Source organism: Desulfitobacterium sp., from assembly GCF_982384815.1.
The window spans coordinates 12936-34780 of sequence record NZ_CEVWNY010000019.1; the positions used below are offsets into that span (position 1 = coordinate 12936).

General features: G+C 45.0%; 22 protein-coding genes. All 22 read left to right on the forward strand.

Features of this window, described 5'->3' with window-relative positions; translation table 11 throughout:
- Nucleotides 1–4: 4 nt before the first annotated feature.
- The 22 genes from rnpM (at nucleotide 5) to AC1U9U_RS05220 (ending at nucleotide 21528) form a co-directional block, all read left to right on the forward strand.
- On the forward strand, nucleotides 5–274 hold the full coding sequence (rnpM, locus tag AC1U9U_RS05115; RefSeq protein WP_479959476.1) for an RNase P modulator RnpM: 270 nt from the start codon (nucleotides 5–7) through the stop codon (nucleotides 272–274).
- Complete coding sequence (locus AC1U9U_RS05120) at nucleotides 268–564, forward strand: L7Ae/L30e/S12e/Gadd45 family ribosomal protein (protein ID WP_479959477.1); 297 nt, start codon at nucleotides 268–270, stop codon at nucleotides 562–564. The genes rnpM and AC1U9U_RS05120 overlap by 7 nt, the downstream gene beginning before the upstream one ends.
- A gap of 43 nt (nucleotides 565–607) precedes the next feature.
- On the forward strand, nucleotides 608–3118 hold the full coding sequence (gene infB, locus AC1U9U_RS05125; RefSeq protein ID WP_479959478.1) for a translation initiation factor IF-2: 2511 nt from the start codon (nucleotides 608–610) through the stop codon (nucleotides 3116–3118).
- A gap of 24 nt (nucleotides 3119–3142) precedes the next feature.
- Complete coding sequence (gene rbfA, locus AC1U9U_RS05130) at nucleotides 3143–3517, forward strand: 30S ribosome-binding factor RbfA (protein ID WP_479959479.1); 375 nt, start codon at nucleotides 3143–3145, stop codon at nucleotides 3515–3517.
- The gene (locus AC1U9U_RS05135; protein ID WP_479959480.1) at nucleotides 3510–4490 is read left to right on the forward strand and encodes a DHH family phosphoesterase; all 981 of its coding nucleotides are present in this window, start codon (nucleotides 3510–3512) and stop codon (nucleotides 4488–4490) included. The genes rbfA and AC1U9U_RS05135 overlap by 8 nt, the downstream gene beginning before the upstream one ends.
- Nucleotides 4474–5358: a tRNA pseudouridine(55) synthase TruB gene (truB, locus tag AC1U9U_RS05140; protein WP_479959481.1), complete on the forward strand. Its 885-nt coding sequence runs from the start codon at nucleotides 4474–4476 to the stop codon at nucleotides 5356–5358. Before AC1U9U_RS05135 ends, truB begins: the two co-directional genes overlap by 17 nt.
- Nucleotides 5359–5382: 24 nt before the next feature.
- A complete protein-coding gene (locus AC1U9U_RS05145) occupies nucleotides 5383–6339 on the forward strand; it encodes a bifunctional riboflavin kinase/FAD synthetase (protein ID WP_479959482.1) in 957 nt (318 codons plus the stop codon).
- Between the two features lie 175 nt (nucleotides 6340–6514).
- Nucleotides 6515–6781 carry a 30S ribosomal protein S15 gene (rpsO, locus tag AC1U9U_RS05150; RefSeq protein WP_479959483.1) on the forward strand — a complete coding sequence of 89 codons (267 nt, stop codon included), beginning with the start codon at nucleotides 6515–6517 and terminating at the stop codon, nucleotides 6779–6781.
- Nucleotides 6782–6947: 166 nt separating this feature from the next.
- Nucleotides 6948–9104 (forward strand): polyribonucleotide nucleotidyltransferase, encoded by a 2157-nt coding sequence (locus tag AC1U9U_RS05155; RefSeq protein WP_479959484.1) that lies wholly within the window; start codon nucleotides 6948–6950, stop codon nucleotides 9102–9104.
- 71 nt (nucleotides 9105–9175) lie between these two features.
- The gene (locus tag AC1U9U_RS05160; protein WP_479959485.1) at nucleotides 9176–9928 is read left to right on the forward strand and encodes a polysaccharide deacetylase family protein; all 753 of its coding nucleotides are present in this window, start codon (nucleotides 9176–9178) and stop codon (nucleotides 9926–9928) included.
- Between the two features lie 21 nt (nucleotides 9929–9949).
- Entirely contained in the window at nucleotides 9950–11116 is a 1167-nt protein-coding gene (locus AC1U9U_RS05165) for a D-alanyl-D-alanine carboxypeptidase family protein (RefSeq protein WP_479959486.1), read from the forward strand.
- A gap of 5 nt (nucleotides 11117–11121) precedes the next feature.
- Nucleotides 11122–12396, forward strand: a complete 1275-nt coding sequence (locus tag AC1U9U_RS05170; protein WP_479959487.1) for a M16 family metallopeptidase — start codon at nucleotides 11122–11124, stop codon at nucleotides 12394–12396.
- A 151-nt stretch (nucleotides 12397–12547) separates the two neighbouring features.
- The gene (dut, locus tag AC1U9U_RS05175; protein ID WP_479959488.1) at nucleotides 12548–13003 is read left to right on the forward strand and encodes a dUTP diphosphatase; all 456 of its coding nucleotides are present in this window, start codon (nucleotides 12548–12550) and stop codon (nucleotides 13001–13003) included.
- Nucleotides 13004–13060: 57 nt separating this feature from the next.
- On the forward strand, nucleotides 13061–13363 hold the full coding sequence (locus tag AC1U9U_RS05180; RefSeq protein WP_479959489.1) for a hypothetical protein: 303 nt from the start codon (nucleotides 13061–13063) through the stop codon (nucleotides 13361–13363).
- A gap of 13 nt (nucleotides 13364–13376) precedes the next feature.
- On the forward strand, nucleotides 13377–13658 hold the full coding sequence (locus AC1U9U_RS05185; RefSeq protein ID WP_479959490.1) for a YlmC/YmxH family sporulation protein: 282 nt from the start codon (nucleotides 13377–13379) through the stop codon (nucleotides 13656–13658).
- Between the two features lie 109 nt (nucleotides 13659–13767).
- Nucleotides 13768–14571 carry a 4-hydroxy-tetrahydrodipicolinate reductase gene (dapB, locus tag AC1U9U_RS05190; protein ID WP_479959491.1) on the forward strand — a complete coding sequence of 268 codons (804 nt, stop codon included), beginning with the start codon at nucleotides 13768–13770 and terminating at the stop codon, nucleotides 14569–14571.
- An 84-nt stretch (nucleotides 14572–14655) separates the two neighbouring features.
- Complete coding sequence (gene dpsA / locus AC1U9U_RS05195) at nucleotides 14656–15570, forward strand: dipicolinate synthase subunit DpsA (RefSeq protein ID WP_479959492.1); 915 nt, start codon at nucleotides 14656–14658, stop codon at nucleotides 15568–15570.
- Nucleotides 15571–15588: 18 nt separating this feature from the next.
- A complete protein-coding gene (locus AC1U9U_RS05200) occupies nucleotides 15589–16176 on the forward strand; it encodes a dipicolinate synthase subunit B (RefSeq protein ID WP_479959493.1) in 588 nt (195 codons plus the stop codon).
- 94 nt (nucleotides 16177–16270) lie between these two features.
- Nucleotides 16271–17260, forward strand: coding sequence for an aspartate-semialdehyde dehydrogenase (locus AC1U9U_RS05205; protein WP_479959494.1), 990 nt, complete (start codon nucleotides 16271–16273; stop codon nucleotides 17258–17260).
- A 19-nt stretch (nucleotides 17261–17279) separates the two neighbouring features.
- Nucleotides 17280–18509: an aspartate kinase gene (gene dapG / locus AC1U9U_RS05210; RefSeq protein WP_479959495.1), complete on the forward strand. Its 1230-nt coding sequence runs from the start codon at nucleotides 17280–17282 to the stop codon at nucleotides 18507–18509.
- 42 nt (nucleotides 18510–18551) lie between these two features.
- Nucleotides 18552–19427, forward strand: coding sequence for a 4-hydroxy-tetrahydrodipicolinate synthase (dapA, locus tag AC1U9U_RS05215; RefSeq protein WP_479959496.1), 876 nt, complete (start codon nucleotides 18552–18554; stop codon nucleotides 19425–19427).
- A 436-nt stretch (nucleotides 19428–19863) separates the two neighbouring features.
- Nucleotides 19864–21528: a ribonuclease J gene (locus AC1U9U_RS05220; protein WP_479959497.1), complete on the forward strand. Its 1665-nt coding sequence runs from the start codon at nucleotides 19864–19866 to the stop codon at nucleotides 21526–21528.
- The last annotated feature ends 317 nt before the right edge of the window (nucleotides 21529–21845 follow it).

Sequence of the window (21845 nt, forward strand, 5' to 3'; positions counted from 1 at the left end):
TGTTATGAAGACACGTAAAATTCCGCTGAGAATGTGTTTAGGTTGTCAAGAAATGAAACCCAAAAAGGAGCTCATCCGTGTTGTTCGCACACCCGAAGGGATAGTTGAACTTGATGCAACCGGTAAACGGAATGGTCGTGGAGCATACATTTGCCCTCAATTGGAGTGTTTCAGAGCGGCTGTAAAAGGAAAAAGGTTTCAAAAAGCCCTCGAGGTTGAGATGGCTCCTCAAGTGATTGAGGATTTAGAAAGGAAGTTGAGTAGAGAGTGCTAGAACGGATCTACTCACTCTTAGGACTTGCTAGAAGAGCGGGGAAAATTACCTCCGGAGAGTCCCAAGTTGAGGCGATGTTGAAGAAAGACAAGGGAAGCCTGCTTATCTTGGCGGAAGATGCTCCGGGAACCCATAAAAAGTATCAGAAATGGGCGGAAGATCTACATTTGCCTGTTTTGATTATAGGGACTAAAGAGGACTTAGGAATTGCTATTGGTCTTTCGCCGAGATCTACAGTTCTGGTTATGGACGAAGGCTTTTCTAAGGCCATATTAAAGTTAAGGAGTTGACGCCTGGAAAGATTTTGTGCGCTGAATATGTGGGGGTGGTATTTTGAGTATACGAGTTCATGAATTAGCAAAAGAACTAAATTTAAGTAGTAAAGAAGTGATGAATCGTCTGGAAAGCATGGGTATAGATGTAAAAAACCATTTGAGTGCTGTCGAAGATACAGATGCCAATCGTCTTCGGGCACAAAATAGTAAGCCGCAAGGAAAAGGGCAAGGTGCGGATGTCAAAAAGCCTGCACCGGTCCAAGAGAATAAAAACTTAGCTCAAGGTTCCGAAAGTAATCACGGTAATTCCCAGGCTTCACAGGCAGGTAGTCCAAGAGCAGCTGGAGAGGGCCGTCCGCAAGGTCCCAGACCGGATCGACCACAAGGCCCGCGGCCGGGGGGAATGGAAGGCCGTCCACAAGGTCCCAGACCGGATCGACCGCAAGGTCCGCGGCCAGGAATGGAAGGCCGTCCGCAAGGTCCCAGACCGGATCGACCGCAAGGCCCGCGGCCGGGGGGAATGGAAGGCCGTCCACAAGGCCCCAGACCGGATCGTCCGCAAGGCCCGCGGCCAGGAATGGAAGGCCGCCCACAAGGTCCCAGACCGGATCGTCCTCAGGGTCAACGTCCGGGTCAAAGACCACCTTCTGCCCCCAGCGCACCTGCTGTAGAACAACCGCCAAAGCGTCAGGTTGTCGATAAAAAGAAAACTCAAGACCGATTTGTTGAGCGGAAAAAAGATCTTGAAAAGGAAATACGTACTCCACGGAATAATAAGCGTAATCAGAAAACGGCTGTTCGTGAAGTTCGCGATACTGCGCCAAAGCATATTGTCATCCCGGAGTCGATCACCGTTCAAGAGTTAGCTTCACGGATGAGTCGAAAATCCGGGGAAGTTATTAAGAAACTTATGGATTTAGGGGTAATGGCCACCATCAATCAAGAGATTGATTCGGAAACTGCAACTATTATTGCTGCAGAAATGGGAGTTACCGTAGAAGTCAAGGTAGAAAAACCAATCACCCTTATCGAAGAAATCGAGGATGATCCGGCAGATCTGAGCCCTCGTCCACCGGTAGTCACGGTTATGGGTCACGTTGACCATGGTAAAACCTCGCTTCTTGATGCTATTCGTACTACGAATGTTACCGCATCGGAGGCAGGTGGGATTACTCAGCATATCGGTGCTTACCAAGTTGAAATTAAAGGGCAAAAAATTACCTTTCTTGACACACCGGGTCACGAAGCTTTTACAGCTATGCGTGCTCGTGGGGCGCAAGTAACGGATATTGCTATTTTAGTAGTAGCTGCCGATGACGGGGTCATGCCACAAACTGTTGAGGCCATTAACCATGCCAAAGCAGCGGATGTTCCGATCATTGTTGCGATTAATAAAATTGATAAAGAAGCCGCGACCCCTGACCGAGTCAAACAGGAGTTAACGGAATATGGATTAGTAGTAGAGGAATGGGGCGGTGATACCATCGCTGTACCGGTCTCTGCCAAAGCACGTATAAATATTGAACAGATTCTGGAAATGATTCTCCTCGTAGCTGAGATCAAAGAGCTTAAAGCTAACTCCAACCGGATTGCTACCGGTACAGTTATCGAAGCAGAATTAGACAAAGGGAAGGGACCTGTAGCAACTGTGCTCGTTTCCAAAGGTACCCTGAATGTTGGCGATATAATCCTTGCCGGTTCTGCCTTTGGACGTATTCGAGCGATGGTCGATGACAAAGGACGTCGCGTCAAAAAAGCCGGTCCTTCGATGCCGGTGGAAGTTCAAGGGCTCAACGAAGTTCCTGTTGCCGGTCAGGTTTTCAATGTAGTAGAAGATGAAAAGCATGCTCGTCAGGTTGCGGAGGCGCGCGCTACCGAACGTAAGGCCGAAGAGGCAAGGCAGACTTCTAAAGTAAGTTTGGAAGACCTCTTTGATCGGATCAAAGAAGGGGAAGTCAAAGAACTCAATTTGATCATTAAAGCTGATGTTCAAGGCTCCATTGAGGCTCTGAAGCAATCTCTGCTTCGTCTGTCAACCAGCGAGGTCCGGGTTAATCCTATTCACGGAGGAGTAGGGGCAATCACAGAAACGGACGTTATGCTTGCCGCAGCTTCCAATGCCATTATCATTGGCTTTAACGTCCGCCCCGATGCCAATACCAAATCAACAGCTGAATTGCAAGGCGTTGACATTCGTCTCTATCGCGTAATCTATGACGCCATTGAAGATGTTAAGGCGGCTATGACAGGAATGCTGGATCCGGACTTTAAAGAAGTTACCCAAGGGCGGGCTGAAGTTCGTCAAGTCTTTAAGGTACCCAAAATCGGGACTATTGGCGGTTCATACGTCCTCGATGGAAAAATTACCAGACATTCGAAAGTCCGCGTTATCCGTGACGGCATAGTCATTCATGAAGGGGAATTGGAGTCATTGAAGCGATTTAAGGATGACGCCAAGGAAGTTATGGAAGGCTATGAATGCGGAATTGGAGTTGCTAATTTTAACGACATTAAAGAGGGAGACATCATCGAGGCCTTCATCATGGAAGAAGTTCAACGTCAATTATAATAACCTCTTTTGGGGGGAGACCACATGGCTAAACACCGTTCGAATCGACTTGCTGAAACCTTAAAACACGAAATTTCCCAGCTGATACGGGAAGAATTGAAAGACCCGCGGATTGGCTTTGTTACTGTTACCAGCGTGGAAGTCTCAGATGATCTGGGAAGTGCCAAGGTATATGTAAGTGTCCTTGGTGACGATCAGGCGGCAAAGGACTCCATTGAGGGTCTGAAGCGGGCTGCAGGCTTTATACGCAGTGAGATTGGCAAGAGGGTACGCTTGCGGTACGCTCCGGAAATCATTTTCAAGTATGATACTTCCATTGAGCATGGTGCCCACATAGCCCAACTGCTGCGGGGAGTCAAACACGAGGAATCAAAAAACGAGGATGAATCCAATGAATAATAGTGTTGCAACCCAAATGGCTGAGGAATTAAGAAAAGCGCCTAAAGTGGCGCTTTTCTCCCATGTTTCACCGGATGGAGATTGTATCGGCTCCATGCTGGGAATAGGATTAGCCTTGGAATCATTAGGGAAAGAAGTCTATATGTATAATCCCGACCCGATTCCTCAAAATTTGCGATTCTTACCTGGGGTAGAAAAAATAAACTCGCAGTTACCCAGTCCTCTGCCCAGCATCCTTCTATTCGTGGACAGTGCGGACTTACAGCGGGTTAAATTAAAAAGGGAAGATATTCCTGTGGATTCCATGGTGCTTAATCTTGACCACCATATCTCAAATCTGGGTTTTGGTAATATCAATTGGGTTGATAGCAAGGCCAGTGCCAGCGGTGAAATCGCCTATGCATTGATTCGCGAGCTCAATGTTAGGTTAACGGAGGATATCGCTACTAACATTTATACGGCAATCCTTACTGATACAGGATCTTTTAAATATGCCAATACCACAGCCGAGACCCATCAGATTGCCGGGGAACTAATTGAGGCCGGAGTTAACATTGGTGCCGTCCATCATTATGTATATGATCAGACCCCTCTAGTCAAGCTGGAACTATTGCGCCGTTCCCTGAACCGATTGCAGATTTTTGCCGGAGGGCAGTTGGCGATGATGACTTTGCACCAACAGGATTTTCGGGAGACCGGTGCCGATGAAAGCTTGAGTGATGGGCTTATTGACCATGCCCGGACTATTGAAGGGGTCGAAGTGGCTGCGTTGCTAAAAGAAGCCAATAACGGAGCTATTCGCGTAAGTCTTCGCTCTAATTGTTGGTTTGACGTCAATAGGATTGCAGACCGGTTTGGTGGCGGAGGTCATAAACGGGCTGCCGGGTGTACCTTGGCGGTACCTTTGGCTGAAGCCCAAAAACTTCTTTTACAGACAATTGAGGAGGAACTAAAGCTTGGACGGAGTCATTAACGTACTCAAACCTATGGGGATGACTTCCTCTGATGTTGTGGTTCGCTTAAGAAAGATACTGAACACTCGTAAAATTGGCCATACAGGCACTCTTGATCCCGATGTTACCGGCGTCTTGCCCATTTGTGTAGGTAAGGCGACCAGGTTAGCGGAGTATCTTACCAATCAGGGTAAATCCTATCGCGGAGAGATTACCTTCGGGATCATTACCGATACCCAGGATGCCTCAGGAGAAATAATCGATAAGCAGCCGGTCAATTTAAGCTTGGAAGATTTGGAAAAGGTTATACCGAATTTTCTTGGCTTAATCCGGCAGATACCACCCATGTTTTCGGCGGTAAGGCATCAAGGCAAACACCTCTATGAGCTTGCCCGCCAAGGTGTGGAGGTGGAAAGAAAGCCTAGAGAAATCAGTATCGATAGCTTTAGGCTGATTGAATGGATTCCTGGAGAATTTCCCAAAGCTAGGTTTGAAGTTGATTGCTCAAAAGGCACCTATGTGCGCACTCTTTGTCATGATATCGGTCTAGCTTTGGGGTGTGGAGCCCATATGTCGGATCTTGTCCGTCTGCGTTCGGGCCCCTTCAGGATTGAGGAAAGCATTTCAGTTGAGGCAATTCAAGAGCGGATTAGTAAAGGAGATTATGCCTTTTTGATTCCTATGGAAAAGGCATTGGATATACCGCAGGTTAACTTGCCTTCCCAGCGGGCAGTGGCTTTTCGTAATGGGCTTTCTACAGCCAAAAGCCAGGTTAAGGGCGGAGGTACTTTTGCTGAGGGGACAGAAGTTCAAGTTTTCAGTGAAGGAAACTTTTTAGGTATAGGTATTTGGAGAGAGCAGACCCTCTGTCCGCACAAGGTTTTCTAAGTGGATTGGTTAGGTGGGGATATCATGCAAATCATTCGTGAATTACCGTCAAGTTCTATGAATCAGTGTGTGCTGGCTTTAGGGAATTTTGATGGGGTACATTTGGGGCATCAGCGGCTGCTAAAAAGTGGTTTAGAATACGCTACTCAAAAAGGAGTTGATCTGGCGGTCCTGCTTTTTGAGCCTCATCCACTAAAACTGCTATTTCCAGAGCGGGTTATCGGTTTTTTAACAACTCAAAAAGAACAAATCAGGTTGTTCTCGGAGATCGGTGTGGATCGCGTCTATTTAGTGAATTTCACTAAGGAGATGGCAAGTACCCCACCGGAAGAGTTTGTTAGGAATATCTTATTAAAGCTTGGGGTTGTCCATATCGTTGTTGGCTTTAACTATTCCTTTGGAGCTCTGGGTAAAGGAACACCGGAAGATTTGCAGCGTTTTGGTCAAGAGTATGGCTTTGGCGTCAGCGTGCTTCAGCCGCAGACCCTTGATGGCAAAGTAATCTCCTCTACAGCTGTGCGTAAGTCCTTATTTAATGGTGATGTAGCCCAAGCCAAGAAGTTATTAGGGCGGGCTCACCGCCTTTGTGGGCGGGTGATAGAAGGGGAAAAACGGGGTCGCCGGTTAGGTTGTCCTACTGCTAATTTGCAGGTTTCCGAGGGCTTGTTGATTCCTAAACGGGGTGTATATGCCGTATGGGCGCAGATCGATGGGCGGTTGGTCCAAGGTATGATGAATATAGGAATGAAGCCTACTTTTCATGAAGAATATCAACTAACAGTGGAGATTCACTTTTTTGACTTTTGCGGTGATCTGTATGGCAGCGAATTAGCTATTTATTGCGAAGAGAAAATCCGGGATGAACGGAAATTTGCCGACCTCGAAGAGTTAAAAAGGCAGCTGGAAATGGACGCCCTAAAGGCCAAAAGGATTCTACAAGGAATTTTTCGGGACCAGGACCAGGCAGTTAGTGCCACTTAAATGTGAAACGAAAAGGCTCACATAAAAAGTAAAAATAAAAGTAAAGGTCGAACCTTTACAAATCCTTTTTTTTCTTGTACAATACTTGAGAACCTAGAACCGCTCGCTCGGGCTTACGTTCTCCGGCGTAATTCTGGGCAGCAGGCGATTAAAATTAATTGGAGGTAAGTTAATCATGATGACACCAGAAAAGAAAAAAGAAATCATTGCGAAATTCCAACAACACGAAGGAGATACGGGTTCTCCGGAAGTACAAATTGCTTTACTAAGCGAGCGCATTGCTTATTTGACTGAGCACTTCAAAACTCATAAGAAAGACCATCATTCCCGTCGTGGACTTTTGAAGATGGTTGGACAACGTCGTGCGATGCTCAATTATTTAAAAGAATTGGACGTTAATCGTTATCGTAAAATCATTTCCGAACTAGGTCTACGTCGCTAATCCGCTAAAACAATTAAGAATATGGAGAAGGAAGAGAGGCAGTTTTTCTGCTTCTCTTTTTGCATAATCAGTTTTTTTAACTAAAATGCAGGAAATAATAACAATGTGTCGAAGATCAAACAGGTTAAGAAGGAAAAAAGTTAGAGATATTTAAGGAGGTTCCATTGTGCAACAGGAAGTATTTGAACGTTCGATCCAGGTCGGCGGCCGAACAATGACCTTCCAAACGGGGAAAATTGGCAAACAAGCTGGTGGTGCTATTTTCTGTCGGTATGGAGATACAGTTGTTTCAGCCTTTGCTACCGGGAGTGCTCAGCCTAGGGAAGGTATTGATTTCTTCCCCTTGACGGTCGAATTTGAAGAAAGACTCTATGCTGTCGGTAAAATTCCCGGCGGATTTATTAAGCGCGAGGGACGCCCCAGTGAAAAAGCCATTTTGTCTGCACGTCTTATCGATCGCCCCATTCGCCCCCTATTTCCTGAAGGTTATCGAAATGATGTTCAAGTTGTAGCTCAAGTTATGTCTGTGGATCAGGATTGTGCCTCAGATATTACCGGAATTAATGCTGCCTCAGCAGCCTTGACCATTTCCAACGTCCCTTTTGAGGGACCGGTAGCCGCTGTTACAGTAGGGTTAATTGGCGATGAATTTATCATTAATCCCACAGTTGAACAGTCGGAAAGAAGTTTGCTCCACCTTACCGTGGCGGGAACCAAAGACGCCGTAATGATGGTTGAAGCAGGTGCTCAAGAAATCCCGGAAGCGCAAATGCTGGAAGCCATTATGTTCGGACACGAGGAAATCAAGCGCATTGCGGAGTTCATCGAGAGCTTCCGTGCCGAAGCTCTGGAAAGAAATCTGGCAAAACCCAAACAGGAAGTCGTAATGGTGCGGATTCCGGAAGAAATAGTGCAGGCTGTTAAAGAATTTGCTTATGCCAAACTGGATCAAGCGGTCCGCACTGAAGAAAAAAAGGCTCGGGAAGCGGCTATTAGTCAAGTAAAAGAAGAGGCTTTAGCTTACTTCGCCGAGCAATACCCTGATGATCTTAAAGCCATTGATAAGGTGCTGGAAGACTTCGTACATAAAATTGTGCGCCGCTTAATTACAGTGGAACATATTCGTCCGGATGGACGAGCCCTTGATGAGATTCGTCCCATTAGCGTGGAGGTAGGTATACTTCCCCGGACCCATGGCAGCGGCTTGTTTACAAGAGGACAGACCCAAGTTTTAAACGTAGCTACTCTAGGCGCTGTAGGAGATGAACAGATCTTAGATGGATTAGGTCTGGAAGAATCCAAGCGCTACATGCATCATTACAACTTCCCTCCCTATAGTGTAGGAGAAACCCGCCCGATGCGAGGACCAGGTCGCAGGGAAATAGGTCATGGCGCCTTAGCTGAACGTGCTCTTGTTCCGGTCATTCCCGACGAAACGGAATTCCCTTATACCATCCGTCTCGTCTCGGAAGTTTTGGAATCCAATGGGTCCAGTTCGATGGCTTCCGTCTGCGGTAGTACCCTTTCCTTAATGGATGCCGGGGTGCCCATCAAAGCTCCGGTGGCTGGGATTGCCATGGGCTTGATCAGCGAGGCCGCCCATATCGCCATTCTATCCGATATTCAAGGTCTTGAGGATCATGACGGAGATATGGACTTCAAAGTAGCCGGGACCAGTAAGGGTGTTACAGCCCTCCAAATGGATATAAAAATCAAAGGTGTGTCCAGGGAAATATTGGAAAAAGCCCTTATCCAAGCGAAAGCCGGTCGTATGTTTATTCTGGATAAGATGTTGGCAGTCATTGATAAACCACGCACCGAGCTATCTCCTTATGCTCCTAGAATAATCACTGCTAATATTCATCCCGACAAGATCAGGGAAGTCATCGGACCAGGAGGAAAGACCATTAAGAAGATTATCGATGAGACCGGTGTGAAAATCGATATTGAAGATGATGGTCGAGTCTTTATTTCTGCGGTAGACGGAGATGCCGGAGAAAAGGCCTTGAAGATCATTCAAGCTTTGACTCAGGAAGTAGAAGTAGGGCGGATCTATAACGGTCGTGTTACCCGAGTCATGGATTTTGGGGCGTTTGTGGAAGTTATTCCCGGGGTTCTCGGCTTAAGTGGGAAAGAAGGATTGGTTCATATCTCCCAACTAGCTCATAACAGGGTAGAAAAAGTGGAAGATGTAGTCAAGGTCGGAGATGAAATTCTTGTCAAAGCAACCGGTATTGATAAGCAAGGCCGCTTGAACCTCTCCCGTAAAGATGCTATCCCTAATCCCAATGCTAACGCTGCCAATAAAAAACCTAAAGAATAAAACTAGAAGAATATTTGAAACTTCTGCATTCGTCTCCCCTTGCATAAACCTTTATGGAAGGGGGTAGACGAATGTATGTTTTTAGGTTTTCCTTTAAGACCTTAAGGATTTTTGGACTAATAGCTATCTTAGCTCTTGCGTTGTTGGTAGAGCAAAAAGCTGTAGGGATTATCTCTGATCTTCCTGTACCCATTGATCAGATCAAGACCCAGGAAAAGGTCATGGCTTTGACCGTGAACGTGGATTGGGGTGGCGAACAGATTCCGGCTATGCTCGATATTTTTGACAAGCATAATGCTAAAGTAACTTTTTTTCTTACGGGGCGGTGGGCCAATAAGAATCCTGAATTAGTCCAAGAGATCCAAGCTCGAGGACATGCTATTGAAAATCACGGCTATTCCCATCCACATCCAGACCAAATTTCCATTGCCGCCAATCAGGAGGAAATTCTTAAGACTGAGGGTATCATCCAGGCGATCACCGGAGTTAAAACCAAATATTATGCACCACCATATGGTGAGCGGGGTGCATCAGGGCTTAAAGCCGCTGAAAAATGTGGATATAAAACCGTTCTTTGGACTTTAGATACTGTGGATTGGCGATCGGACAGTACACCTGAGATTATTACCAAGCGCATCGTAGACCCGCCTGTACGCTTTGGTATCAAGCCGAAGCGGGAGGGAGCAATTGTTTTAATGCACCCAAAAGAAAATACTGTAAAAGCTTTGCCGAATATCTTGGGTCAGCTAACTAATGAAGGTTTCCAGTTTCTCACATTAAATGAGCTGATAACATCTGAAGGAGTCGGAGATACTACCTCATAGATTAGATTGTGAGGTGGTTAAATGGTCGGAAAAAAAAGGACGCAAGCTTGGGTTTGCGTTTTTATTTCACTATTATTGAGTATAGGTATGATTTTGTGGGGAACTAACGGCATACCTGTTTATGCAGAAACTATAGAAAATAGTCAGGGCTTGGTGCCATCGAGCGCCCTTAATCTTAGTGCAGATGCCGCAGTTCTTATGGATGCAGCTACCGGTGATATACTTTATGGTAAAAACGCCCATAAGCAAAGGCCCCCTGCCAGTACCACAAAGATCATGACAGCTATTTTGGGTCTTGAACTGGGAAAACCGGATGAGCTGGTCGTAGTCAGTGAAAAAGCGGCAGCTGTTGGTGAAGCCACCATTCATCTAGACCCGGGAGAGAAAATTCTCCTCTACGAACTAATTACCGGGGCGATGGTTAAATCCGGAAACGATGCTTGTGTAGCCATTGCCGAACAAATTGCCGGTACGGAGGAAAAGTTTATACGTTTAATGAATCAAAAGGCTCTGCTGTTGGGTGCTAAGAATACGAATTTCCAGAACACCAATGGCCTACCGATTCGAAACCATTATTCAACAGCCTATGACCTGGCGCTAATGGCACGCTATGGGTTGCAGATACCGGCTTTTGCCTCCATTACCCGCTTAAAAGAGACCGAGATTCATTTTATAGAACCGGATTTTTTTATGAATCTCAAAAACACTAACAAATTATTGTGGAATTACCCATATACCGATGGAGTCAAGACCGGGACAACCGCTGCTGCCGGCAAGTGTTTAGTTGCGGCGGCTACCAAAAACGGCCGGCAACTTATTGCCGTTGTGCTTCACGCCTCTAATCGCTTTGGCGATGCTCAAAAGCTTTTGGAATGGGGGTTTAACAATACTGAAACTATAACCATCGCTCAGGCAGGAGATATTTTAGAGCTTCCTACCGAACGTGGTGAGTCAATAAGGGCTTTTTTTCAGCATCCTTGGTATGTTAGTGTCCTCAAGGAAGATATTGAGAAAATTGAGAAGAAAACCGTATGGACTAAAAATTCACTTCTTCCAATTGAAGCGGGAGAGGAAGTAGGAGTTTATGAAGTGTGGTTAGATGGAATTAAATTGAGCAGCACACCTTTGTACGCAGAAAGTCAGGTCAGGGTTAAAGGGAGATTTTCGAATCTCTTGGAGGGGAAGTGAAAGTTATGTATCAAAAAACCGTATTGCCCAACGGAGTTCGAATTATTACAGAGGAAATTGATTATGTTCGTTCTGTAGCTGTTGGACTATGGGTAGGTGCAGGCTCTCGTGACGAGAAGGAAGGCTATGAGGGCATTTCTCATTTTATTGAGCATATGTTTTTCAAAGGTACAAAAACCCGCTCTGCCCGGGATATAGCAGAATCTTTGGAGGCCGTGGGAGGGCAGCTTAATGCCTTCACGACTAAGGAGTACACCTGTTACTATGCCAAGGTCTTGGATGAAGATATAGATCTGGCTATGGATGTACTTAATGATATGTTCTTTGAATCTTTGTTTGACGAAAATGAAATTGAGAAGGAAAAAAGGGTTGTTATCGAAGAGATTAAAATGTACGAGGATTCACCGGATGAGCTCATCCATGATTTGTTTTCAGATCAGGTCTGGAATGACCACCCACTGGGGCGCCCAATTCTAGGGACTGAGGAAAGCATTAAGGGACTAAGTCGGGAAAAGATCTTAACTTATATGGATCATCATTATGCCCCTGATAATCTTGTTATTGCCGTAGCAGGTAAAATTAAGCATGAGGATGTTCTCAAGAAATTGGCTCCTCTTTATAGTGAATTTACTCGGGGAGGAAGAAGAGTTCTTGAAGGAACTCCTAATGGTCGGCAGATCAATAAAATGGTTCCCAAGGATACGGAGCAAATGCACATAATCCTTGGGGTCCCGGGGCTAGGGCAAGAGGATAAGGATCTCTATACCATGCACATAATTAATAATATTCTTGGTGGCGGGCTTAGTTCCCGTTTGTTCCAGGAGATTAGAGAGCAGCGAGGCATGGCCTATACGGTTTATTCTTATCATTCTACCTATGTTGATACAGGGTTGTTCGCTATCTACGCAGGTACCACCCCCTCCAATTCGGCAGAAGTGGTGGAATGCATACTGGCGGAGCTCTTAGATATTAAGAGAAAAGGTATTACCGAGGATGAGCTGATCCGGACAAAGTCTCAGATTAAGGGCGGACTTTACTTAGGGCTGGAATCTGCCAGTAGCAGAATGAGTCGTTTAGGAAAGACGGAATTGACTTACAATCGGGTAATCTCGCCTGAAGAAGTAGTGGAAAAGCTCGAAGGGGTCACTGTTGGGGATACACAACGAGTTGTGGATCGCTTGTGGAAGCGGGAAAATATCAGCCTCCTTATGTTAGGTCCGGAGGGGAATGAAGTGGACCTAGATGGGATTTTCGAAAAGATTGGCTGGACAGAAGAATAAAAAACAATGAGTTTTTTCTAGATTATGGCTGCGTTAAGATACTTCGCTGCGCTCAGTATGACATAGTGGAGTTGTCATCCTGAGCATAAGCGAAGGATCTTTTTTCGTGGTAGAAAGTAATTTCAGTAAGAAAAAGGGTGGGGGAAGAGTTTTGATTACGGTAAAAGTATCCAGCCTTCGGGGGGATAAGGTGTTTAATATACCGAAATACGCCACCCCGGGGGCAGCAGGTGTAGACTTACAGGCCTCATTAGCGAAGGATTTAGAGATCGCACCCGGCGAGATTGCAAAAATTCCGACGGGAATGGCGATCGAACTCCCTCACGCCGGTGTAGGAGCTTTTATCTTTGCCCGGAGTGGACTAGCTTCAAAGCATGGCTTGGCCTTGGCTAATGGTGTTGGTGTGATTGACTCGGATTATCGGGGGGAGATTCTGGTCGCGGTAATCAATCAAAGCAAGGAACCTTTTATCGTTAAAGATGGGGACCGCATTGCTCAGATGGTTTTTCTTCCGGTTTGTCTTGCTGAATTTCAATTAGTAGAGCAATTGGGGGAAACTTCTCGAGGAAGCGGTGGTTTTGGCTCCACCGGTGTTAGTAGAAGATAGAATGAAGTTCTAGGGCTTATCAACTTGTCATACATATCCCATAGAGGGGGTATGGCAATGAAAGTCTTAGGGCTTTTTTTATTAACGGTAGGGATCCTTACATCCTTGCGTTCAAGGCGTTATCTGCTCATGTGGCGAACAGAGACGAAATCCAGCCTGCTATCAGCTGCCATAACCCAGCTGGTTGGTACGGCAGGAGGAATATATCTCTCCCTCGAACTCTTATTTTCTTTTTTAAAACTTCCGGAGAACTGGTGGAATCCCTCCACTTTTCCTGTAGAACCGCTAGCAGTAATTTCGCTTGCTTTAGCCATTTTGCAGCCTTTTGCCATCCAAACATGGTTGAAAATTCGAAAATAGAGGAGGAATAAAGATGTTCCTTAGCGATTTAGCAGGCAAAGAAATCATAAATCTATATGATGGAGCAAAGTTGGGACTTGTAGGGGATGCTGATTTGGCCATTTCATCAAGCGGTGCTATCGAAGCTATTATTCTAACTTCGCGATCCGGCTTCTCCGGTTTTTGGGGCAATATGAATGAGAGGGATCGTGATGTTCTGGTTATACCCTGGGAAGCCATCAAGAAAGTAGGTTCAGAGGTTATTATTGTGGATATGAACAATCGAGCAGAACGTGCCAGTAAATATTCTGTTTGACATGAATACGTTAATTAACTAAAATAGTAAAAAAGATCACGGCAACCCCGAACTGCCATTGGTGCAGCGGGGTTGTTATTATAGGTTAAGGTTCTAGGGAGGGGTTTAATTGAAAAAAATTCGGGTTTTTGTATCTGGAGCCGGTGGAAAAATGGGAAAAGAAGTTGTTCGTACAGTCCTTGATCAGGAAGATATGGTCCTGGTCGGGGCAACGGACGTCCGGCAGCAAGGAAAAGATATAGGTGAAATTCTTGGTATTGCTCCCCTCGGGATTGCAATAACCGGCCCTTTAGAAGCTGTACACCTGCGGGATGCCCAAGCAGATGTGATGGTTGATTTTACTAATCCTCAGTCTGTATTAAAGAATGCTAAATGCGCTATATCAGCCGGAGTGACTCCGGTGTTAGGAACTACCGGCCTGGACGAAGCCGATATTGCGGAAATTCGGGATCTGGTGGATCAGACAAAAGTTGGAGCATTTATCGCCCCTAACTTCGCTATCGGTGCAATATTGTTGATGAGGTTTGCTCAAGAAGCGGCTAAGTATTTTCCTAATGTCGAGATTATTGAGTTACACCATGATCAAAAGTTGGATGCACCTTCGGGAACTGCTCTTAAAACTGTAGACTGGATCTCGGAGGTAAGAAAGCCTTTGATTCAGGGCCATCCTAATGAATACGAAAAGATTAAAGGTTCCCGCGGTGGTGATGTGGAGGGAATTCATATTCATTCCGTTCGTCTGCCTGGATTCATTGCTCATCAAGAAGTAATTTTTGGTGGTGATGGACAAGCCTTGACGATTCGTCATGACGCTTTTTCACGGGAAACCTATATGCCTGGGATTATGTTAGCCATTCGCAAAGCTAGTCACCTTACAAATTTGGTAATTGGACTAGAGAATTTCCTCGATTAGGAATCTTCGTTGGGGAACCGCCTTCAATCTTCCCTCATATACTGGATAGTAGTCATGGGACACAGTCTCAAAGGGGGCTTAAAGATGAGTGCGGGTTTAACTGGAATTCGAGTGGTAGTAATTGGAGGGGATGACCGAGAGATTTATATGATTCCGGAGCTTCAAAAACTGGGAGCCTACATAATCGGAGTCGGATTTGAAAAGGCAGCTCCTTTAGAAGGAGTAACATTGCTTTCATCGCCGCTGGAAGCTGCAGCGATGGCTGATGTTTTGCTTTTTCCTATGTACGGCACCGATGAACGTGGGGGTGTCAAAGCTAAGTATTCAGATCGACCGATTGTCTTGAACAAGGAACTGTTGAAGGCAATTTCGCCCAATGTGCCCCTTTTTATTGGCTGGGCACGCGATGCCTTAAAGTCGGCAGCGGAAATGCTGGGGATTAAGATTGTCGAAACAGCTAGTCTCGATCAACTTGCCATCCTTAACTCTATTCCATCGGCAGAAGGTGCTATCCAAATGGCAATGGAAGCAACACCTATCACAATTCATGGCAGCAAGAGCTTTGTGCTTGGCTTAGGGCGATGTGGCTGGACTCTGGCCCGGACCCTCAAAGGAATGGGGGCTCATGTAACGGGAGTAGCCCGTAAACCGGCAGACTTAGCACGGGCCATGGAAATGGGATTGGATGCCGTTCATTTTGCTGATTTGGAAGAAAAAGTTGGGAAGGCGGAAATCATTTTTAATACGGTTCCGACTATGATCCTGGACAAAGCCATGTTGGATCAAGTGAATAAGGAAACGGTTATTATTGATATCGCTTCTATTCCAGGCGGGACGGATTTTGAATACGCTAAAGTCTTAGGTATCAAAGCTTTGCTTGCACCTGGTTTGCCCGGTAAAGTTGCTCCCAAATCGGCAGGAAGAATTCTTGCTCAAGTATACCCGCAACTCATTCTTCGCCACCTGACCGCAGGTAATAGTACTTCTCTAAAGTTTTGAAGTGGAGGTGACGAAGGTATGAAATTAGACGGGTTAAAAATCGGTTTTGCTGTGACAGGTTCACATTGTACCTTGCATGAAATCACCGAGGTTATGCGCAAAATGGTGGAGGAAGGAGCGGATTTGACTCCCATTATCTCTTATTCCGTGGACACTATGGATACACGGTTCGGCAAAGCAGAGGATTGGAAAAACAAATTCGAAGAAATAACCAAAAAGAAAGTCATTCGAACCATACCTGACGCAGAGCCGATCGGGCCGCAGAAAAAATTTGACTGTCTATTGATTGCACCATGTACAGGAAATACTTTGGCGAAATTAGCTAGTGGGATCACTGATACTCCTGTACTCATGGCGGCTAAAGCTCATCTTCGCAACCAACGGCCCTTGGTGATAGCTATAGCTACTAATGATGGATTAGGAATGAATGCCCGTAATATTGGGACGCTCTTATGTACAAAAAATATATTTCTTGTTCCATTTGGGCAGGATAGCCCGGCAACAAAAGCGAATTCATTAGTAGCGCATATGGATAAAATGCCTGACACTATACTTGAGGCCTGTCAAGGGAAACAAATTCAGCCGATACTGGTGGATTATCACTAAAAATTAAAACTGATCGGGGGGGATATGGTGCTGTGCTTTTAGGCTGGCACCATATTCCTAAATTCCTTATCAGGGTTATTAAGGAGGAACAATTATGCCAAATATTGCAATTGTTGGAGCTACAGGTGCGGTAGGACAAGAACTATTGAGGATCTTTGCTGAAAGGAATTTTCCCGTGGGAGAATTACGATTGTTAGCAACCAACCGCTCCGCAGGCAAAAAGGTTTTTTGGCAGGGAAGGGAAATCGAGGTTCAAGAAACTACTCATGAAAGTTTCAAGGGGATCGATATTGCCTTATTTGCCGGAGGATCATCCAGTACTGAATATGCGCCTTCCGCAGTGAAAAGTGGTGCCGTTGTTATCGACAACAGCAGTGCTTTTCGCCTAGACCCGGAAGTCCCGCTGGTGGTGCCTGAGGTCAATCCCGAAGATGTAAAGTGGCATAAGGGGATTATTGCTAATCCCAATTGTTCGACGATTATTATGGCGGTAGCTTTAAAGCCGATTTATGACTTAGCCGGAATTAAACGGGTGGTAGTATCAACCTATCAAGCTGTTTCCGGTGCAGGTCGCGAAGGTATCGAGGAACTGGAAGAACAAGTTCGCAGCTGGGCGAATGGTGAGGAATTAAAAAGCCGAACTTTCCCCTATCAAATAGCGTTTAACTTAATTCCGAGGATTGATGTTTTCCAAGAAGGTGATTACACCAAAGAAGAGTGGAAATTGGTAAAGGAAACCCAGAAAATCTTTCATACAGATGATATGGCGATTACTGCTACCACGGTTCGTGTTCCTGTTTTAAGGAGCCATTCTGAGTCTATTAACATAGAAACAGAGCGAAATGTAAAATTGGAAGAAGTCAAATCGGCATTGCAAAAGGCGCAGGGTCTGATAGTTGTTGATAATCCCGCCGAGGATCGTTATCCTATGCCTTGGTTTACCTCTGACACTGATGAGGTTTATGTAGGGCGTATTCGCAAAGATTTTTCCATTGATAATGGAATTAATCTTTGGGTTGTTGGCGACCAGATTCGCAAAGGTGCAGCGACCAATAGTGTGCAAATTGCCGAGTTACTACTGTAAACCTACAGGGGGAGTTCAGGTGCGTGTTTTAATTCAAAAGTTTGGTGGAACTTCGGTATCCAGTGCTGAACATCGTGCTCAGGTAGCTGCAAAAGTTTCTGAAGCAGTACGGAAGGGTTTTGCGCCTGTTGTTGTGGTATCTGCTATCGGCCGCAGCGGTGATCCATATGCTACAGATACTTTTATTAACCTAATCAAAGGAATTGCTTCGGAATCGCCAAAGCGGGAAATGGACCTATTGATGAGCTGCGGAGAGGTTATTTCCGGGGCTGTTATGGCCAGTACCCTAAAGAGCATTGGCTTAGATGCGATTTTGTTAACCGGCGGCCAGGCTGGAATTATCACCAATAACTGTTATGGTGATGCCCGTATTATTCGTGTAGAGCCCAAAACGATACTCGATCATTTACACAAAGGGCAAGTAGTAGTTGTTACGGGCTTCCAAGGAATCACTGAAGATAGACAAATCACGACTCTGGGTCGTGGCGGTAGCGATACTACTGCCGCTGCCCTTGGTGTAGCACTCAATGCCGAGGCGATTGATATCTATACAGATGTTGAAGGGATTATGACTGCGGACCCACGTATCGTGGAAGATGCCCGAATCCTTGATGTAATGACTTATAATGAAATATGCCATCTTGCCCATCAAGGAGCAAAAGTGATTCATCCTCGGGCAGTTGAGATTGCTATGCAACGAAATATACCCATTTGGATTAAGTGTACTTTTTCCGATGCTCCGGGAACATTGGTCACAAGTGTCCAGCCCGCTATGGGTGTCGGAACAGATATTATCGGAGATCGTCTTATTACCGGCATTACCCAAACTACTAATATCACCCAAATTCAAGTGCCAACAGTGGATGTTCCGGATGTGTTGCAAGCAGATAAACAAATTTTTAAAGGTATGGCTTTAGCGGATATCAGTGTAGATTTTATTAGTGTCCAACCGGAAAGTGTGCTTTATACTGTTCCTGATGATTTAGCACCTAGAGTTGTAAAAATCCTGGAGAACTTAGGGTTTAAACCGATAGCTGTCCCCGGATGTGCTAAAGTATCGGTGGTCGGTGCAGGAATTGTGGGGGTACCGGGAGTAATGGCAGATATTATCGAGGCTCTAACCGATGCCGGTGTACGCATTCTTCAGTCGGCAGACTCCCACACAACCATTTGGGCTCTGGTTAATAAAGAAGAGATGGTCCCGGCGGTTCAAGCACTTCACAAAAAGTTTAAATTAGGTGCTTGTTAGCAGACCGGAAAGTATTGAAATAGTATTGAGGAGCTGAAAAATATGGCCTTAAATAGAATTATGACGGCAATGGTCACTCCCTTCAATGAAAATTTGGAAGTAAACTACCAAGAAGCGGAAAAGTTAGCTACCTACTTAACAGAACATGGATCAGATGGAATTGTAGTTTCGGGGACCACCGGAGAGTCGCCAACAATTTCAGCCGATGAAAAACTTGAACTCTTTCGGGTTGTCAAAAATGCTGTTGGCACCAAGGCAACTGTAATCGCCGGCATAGGTTCAAACTCCACCGAGAGCAGTATTAATCTGGCAAGAAAAGCAGAAAAGACCGGGGTAGACGGCCTGATGGCTGTGGTTCCTTACTATAATAAGCCCTCCCAAGCAGGGTTATTTCAACATTTTCGCGCTATCGCCGAAGCTACCAGCCTGCCGCTTATGGTGTACAATATTCCGGGAAGAACTTCTATTAACCTGCAACCGGAAACGGTCCGTAGCTTAAGCGAAATTCCCAATATTACATCGATTAAAGAAGCTGCCGGTTCTATGGATCAAGTTAGCGAGCTAAAAAGGCTTCTGCCTGAAGATTTTTTAATCTATAGCGGAGATGATTCTTTAACCTTACCTATGCTGGCCTTAGGCTGTAATGGAGTAATTAGTGTTGCTGCCCATATTGTCGGCGATGAGATGAGGAAAATGGTGGATGCTTGGTTTGCCGGAGATCCCCAAACTGCTCTTCAGTGGCATTTGAAACTTATGCCAATGTTTAAAGGTGTATTTGTAACGACAAATCCTGTTCCTGTCAAGTACCTTCTAAAAAAAGTTGGTATCAACGCCGGGGGGGTAAAACTCCCACTGATTTGCGCAGCACCTGAGGAAGAAGCCTTCTTAGATGAACTTTATCGGAAGATCAAAGATTAAGATTACACTGACTTTAATTTATTCAGAGTTTTCTCTAAAGCAGAAATAAGCCGATTTACGGTTGTATTTCTGCTTTTTCTGTCTCTTGCTAATCCTCAAATAAGGAGTTATAATAAGGTGACTGTATTGTGCGGTGAGCTTCATATAGGTTGATCGGAATACCGGCGAGTACCAGGGGCGTTGTATTCGTTTGCGTATTTCGGGTCTTTTTTGTTTCACTATTAGATTCTATCTGAAGATTGCATAAGGGAACCGGCGACCCCGCTGTTTTCGCGGCATGCTTTAGGCATAGCGAAGCTACGTGTGCAATGGGAGTACCTTTGGTGGCGACTTCGGTAGTTTGTTTATCGTTTTTGTAGAAGCAAATTGGGCAAGTTCCATGAAAAGAGGCACAATAGATTTTAAAATAGGAAAAATATGGTGGAGGTGCAATTATTTGCCAAAAGAACATAAGGTTCAAATTATACCATTAGGTGGTTTAGGCGAAATCGGCAAGAATATGACCGTAGTTCGTTACGATAACCAAATGATCATCATTGACGCGGGACTAGCATTCCCGGAGGATGAGATGCTAGGTATTGACATTGTAATACCGGATTACTCCTATATTCTAGAACACAAAGAAATGGTTCAAGGAATTTTAGTAACCCACGGTCATGAAGATCATATTGGGGCATTGCCATATCTGCTAAAAGATCTGGATGTACCGATTTATGCTACTCGACTGACCTTAGGTTTAATTCAATCAAAACTAAAAGAAGGAAACCTAAACAACATCAAAGCAACAGTTATTCAGCCTAGGGATACAGTAAAACTTGGAGTATTCAAAGTTGAGTTCTTGAGTGTAAACCATAGTATACCTGACGCGGTTGCTTTGGCGGTCCATACACCTTTAGGAACCATCGTACATACCGGTGATTTCAAGGTGGACCATACTCCGGTAATGGGTGAAAAAATTGATATTCATAAATTTGCTGAGCTAGGGGACAAAGGGGTTCTTTGTCTAATGTCCGATAGCACCAATGTGGAGCGACCAGGCTTTACAATGTCCGAACGCAGTGTTGGCCACATGTTTGAAGAAGCGTTTAATAGTGCCAAAGACCGCATCATCATTGCCAGTTTTGCCACCAATGTGCACAGACTACAGCAAGTGATCACTGCAGCCTATAAAACGAACCGAAAAGTTGCTGTTGTAGGGAGAAGCATGGTTAATACAGTGTCCATCGCTTCTGAATTAGGCTATCTAGATATTCCCGAAGATACTCTGGTAGATGTTGACGAGGTTGTAAATTTACCGGGCAACCAAGCCTGTATATTAACTACAGGTAGTCAGGGAGAACCTATGTCGGCTTTGACACGAATGGCTATGAGTGACCATCGCCGCATTGAGATTCAACCGGGCGATACAGTCATTATTTCGGCTAATCCGATTCCAGGCAACGAAAAATCCGTTTCCCGGACTATCGATCTTTTATTTAAACTGGGTGCCAATGTAATCTATGAATCTTTTCAAGGCATGCATGTATCCGGGCACGCCAGTCAAGAAGAACTGAAGCTTATGTTGAATATGGTTCGCCCGCAATATTTTATTCCCGTTCATGGTGAATATCGCATGCTGATAAAGCATGCCAAACTAGCCGAACAGTTAGGTGTTCCAAGAGAGAATACCTTTGTAGCGGATAATGGAACAATCATTGAATTTACTCGTCACTCCGCGAGTATTGCCGGTAAAGTTCAAGCAGGTAAAGTGTTAATCGATGGCCTTGGGGTCGGAGATGTGGGTAATATTGTTCTGCGTGATCGTAAGCAACTTTCTCAAGACGGAATTTTGATTGTCGTAATGACCATTAGCCGTTCCACAGGTGCAATTGTTGCGGGTCCTGATGTGGTAACCCGTGGGTTTGTATATGTACGTGAATCGGAATCTATGCTTGAAGAAGCCAAAGAAAAAGTAAGACAGACCATGGCACGTCTAAGGGAAAACCGTGTAACGGAATGGGCAGTTTTAAAAGGACAAGTTCGCGAAACCTTAAGCAAGCATTTCTATGAAAAAACACGTCGGCGCCCAATGATCCTACCCATTATCCAGGAAGTGGAGTAGTAGCAAAAGCTTTTTGAAGTTTTTATGCAGAAAGTAAAAAAGTCTATTCTTTGTTCAAGGTAGAAAAATTGCGATGCGAAGTAATTAGAGAGCCCTTAGGGCTCTCTTTGCTGCTTTGGTTATCGTATAGTGTTCAAGATTACCTTATGTATCCGAGTAAGAATTGTTAATAGCATGAATATTATTTTTTATAACTTCTAATACTAATCGTATAGCAATTTGATTTTAGCGGATATTGAGGAAATGGAGAACCAGATTTTTCTAGTATAAAATAGTGTTGACAAGGTATGAAACCTCTGCTAGAATCTATAAATGTC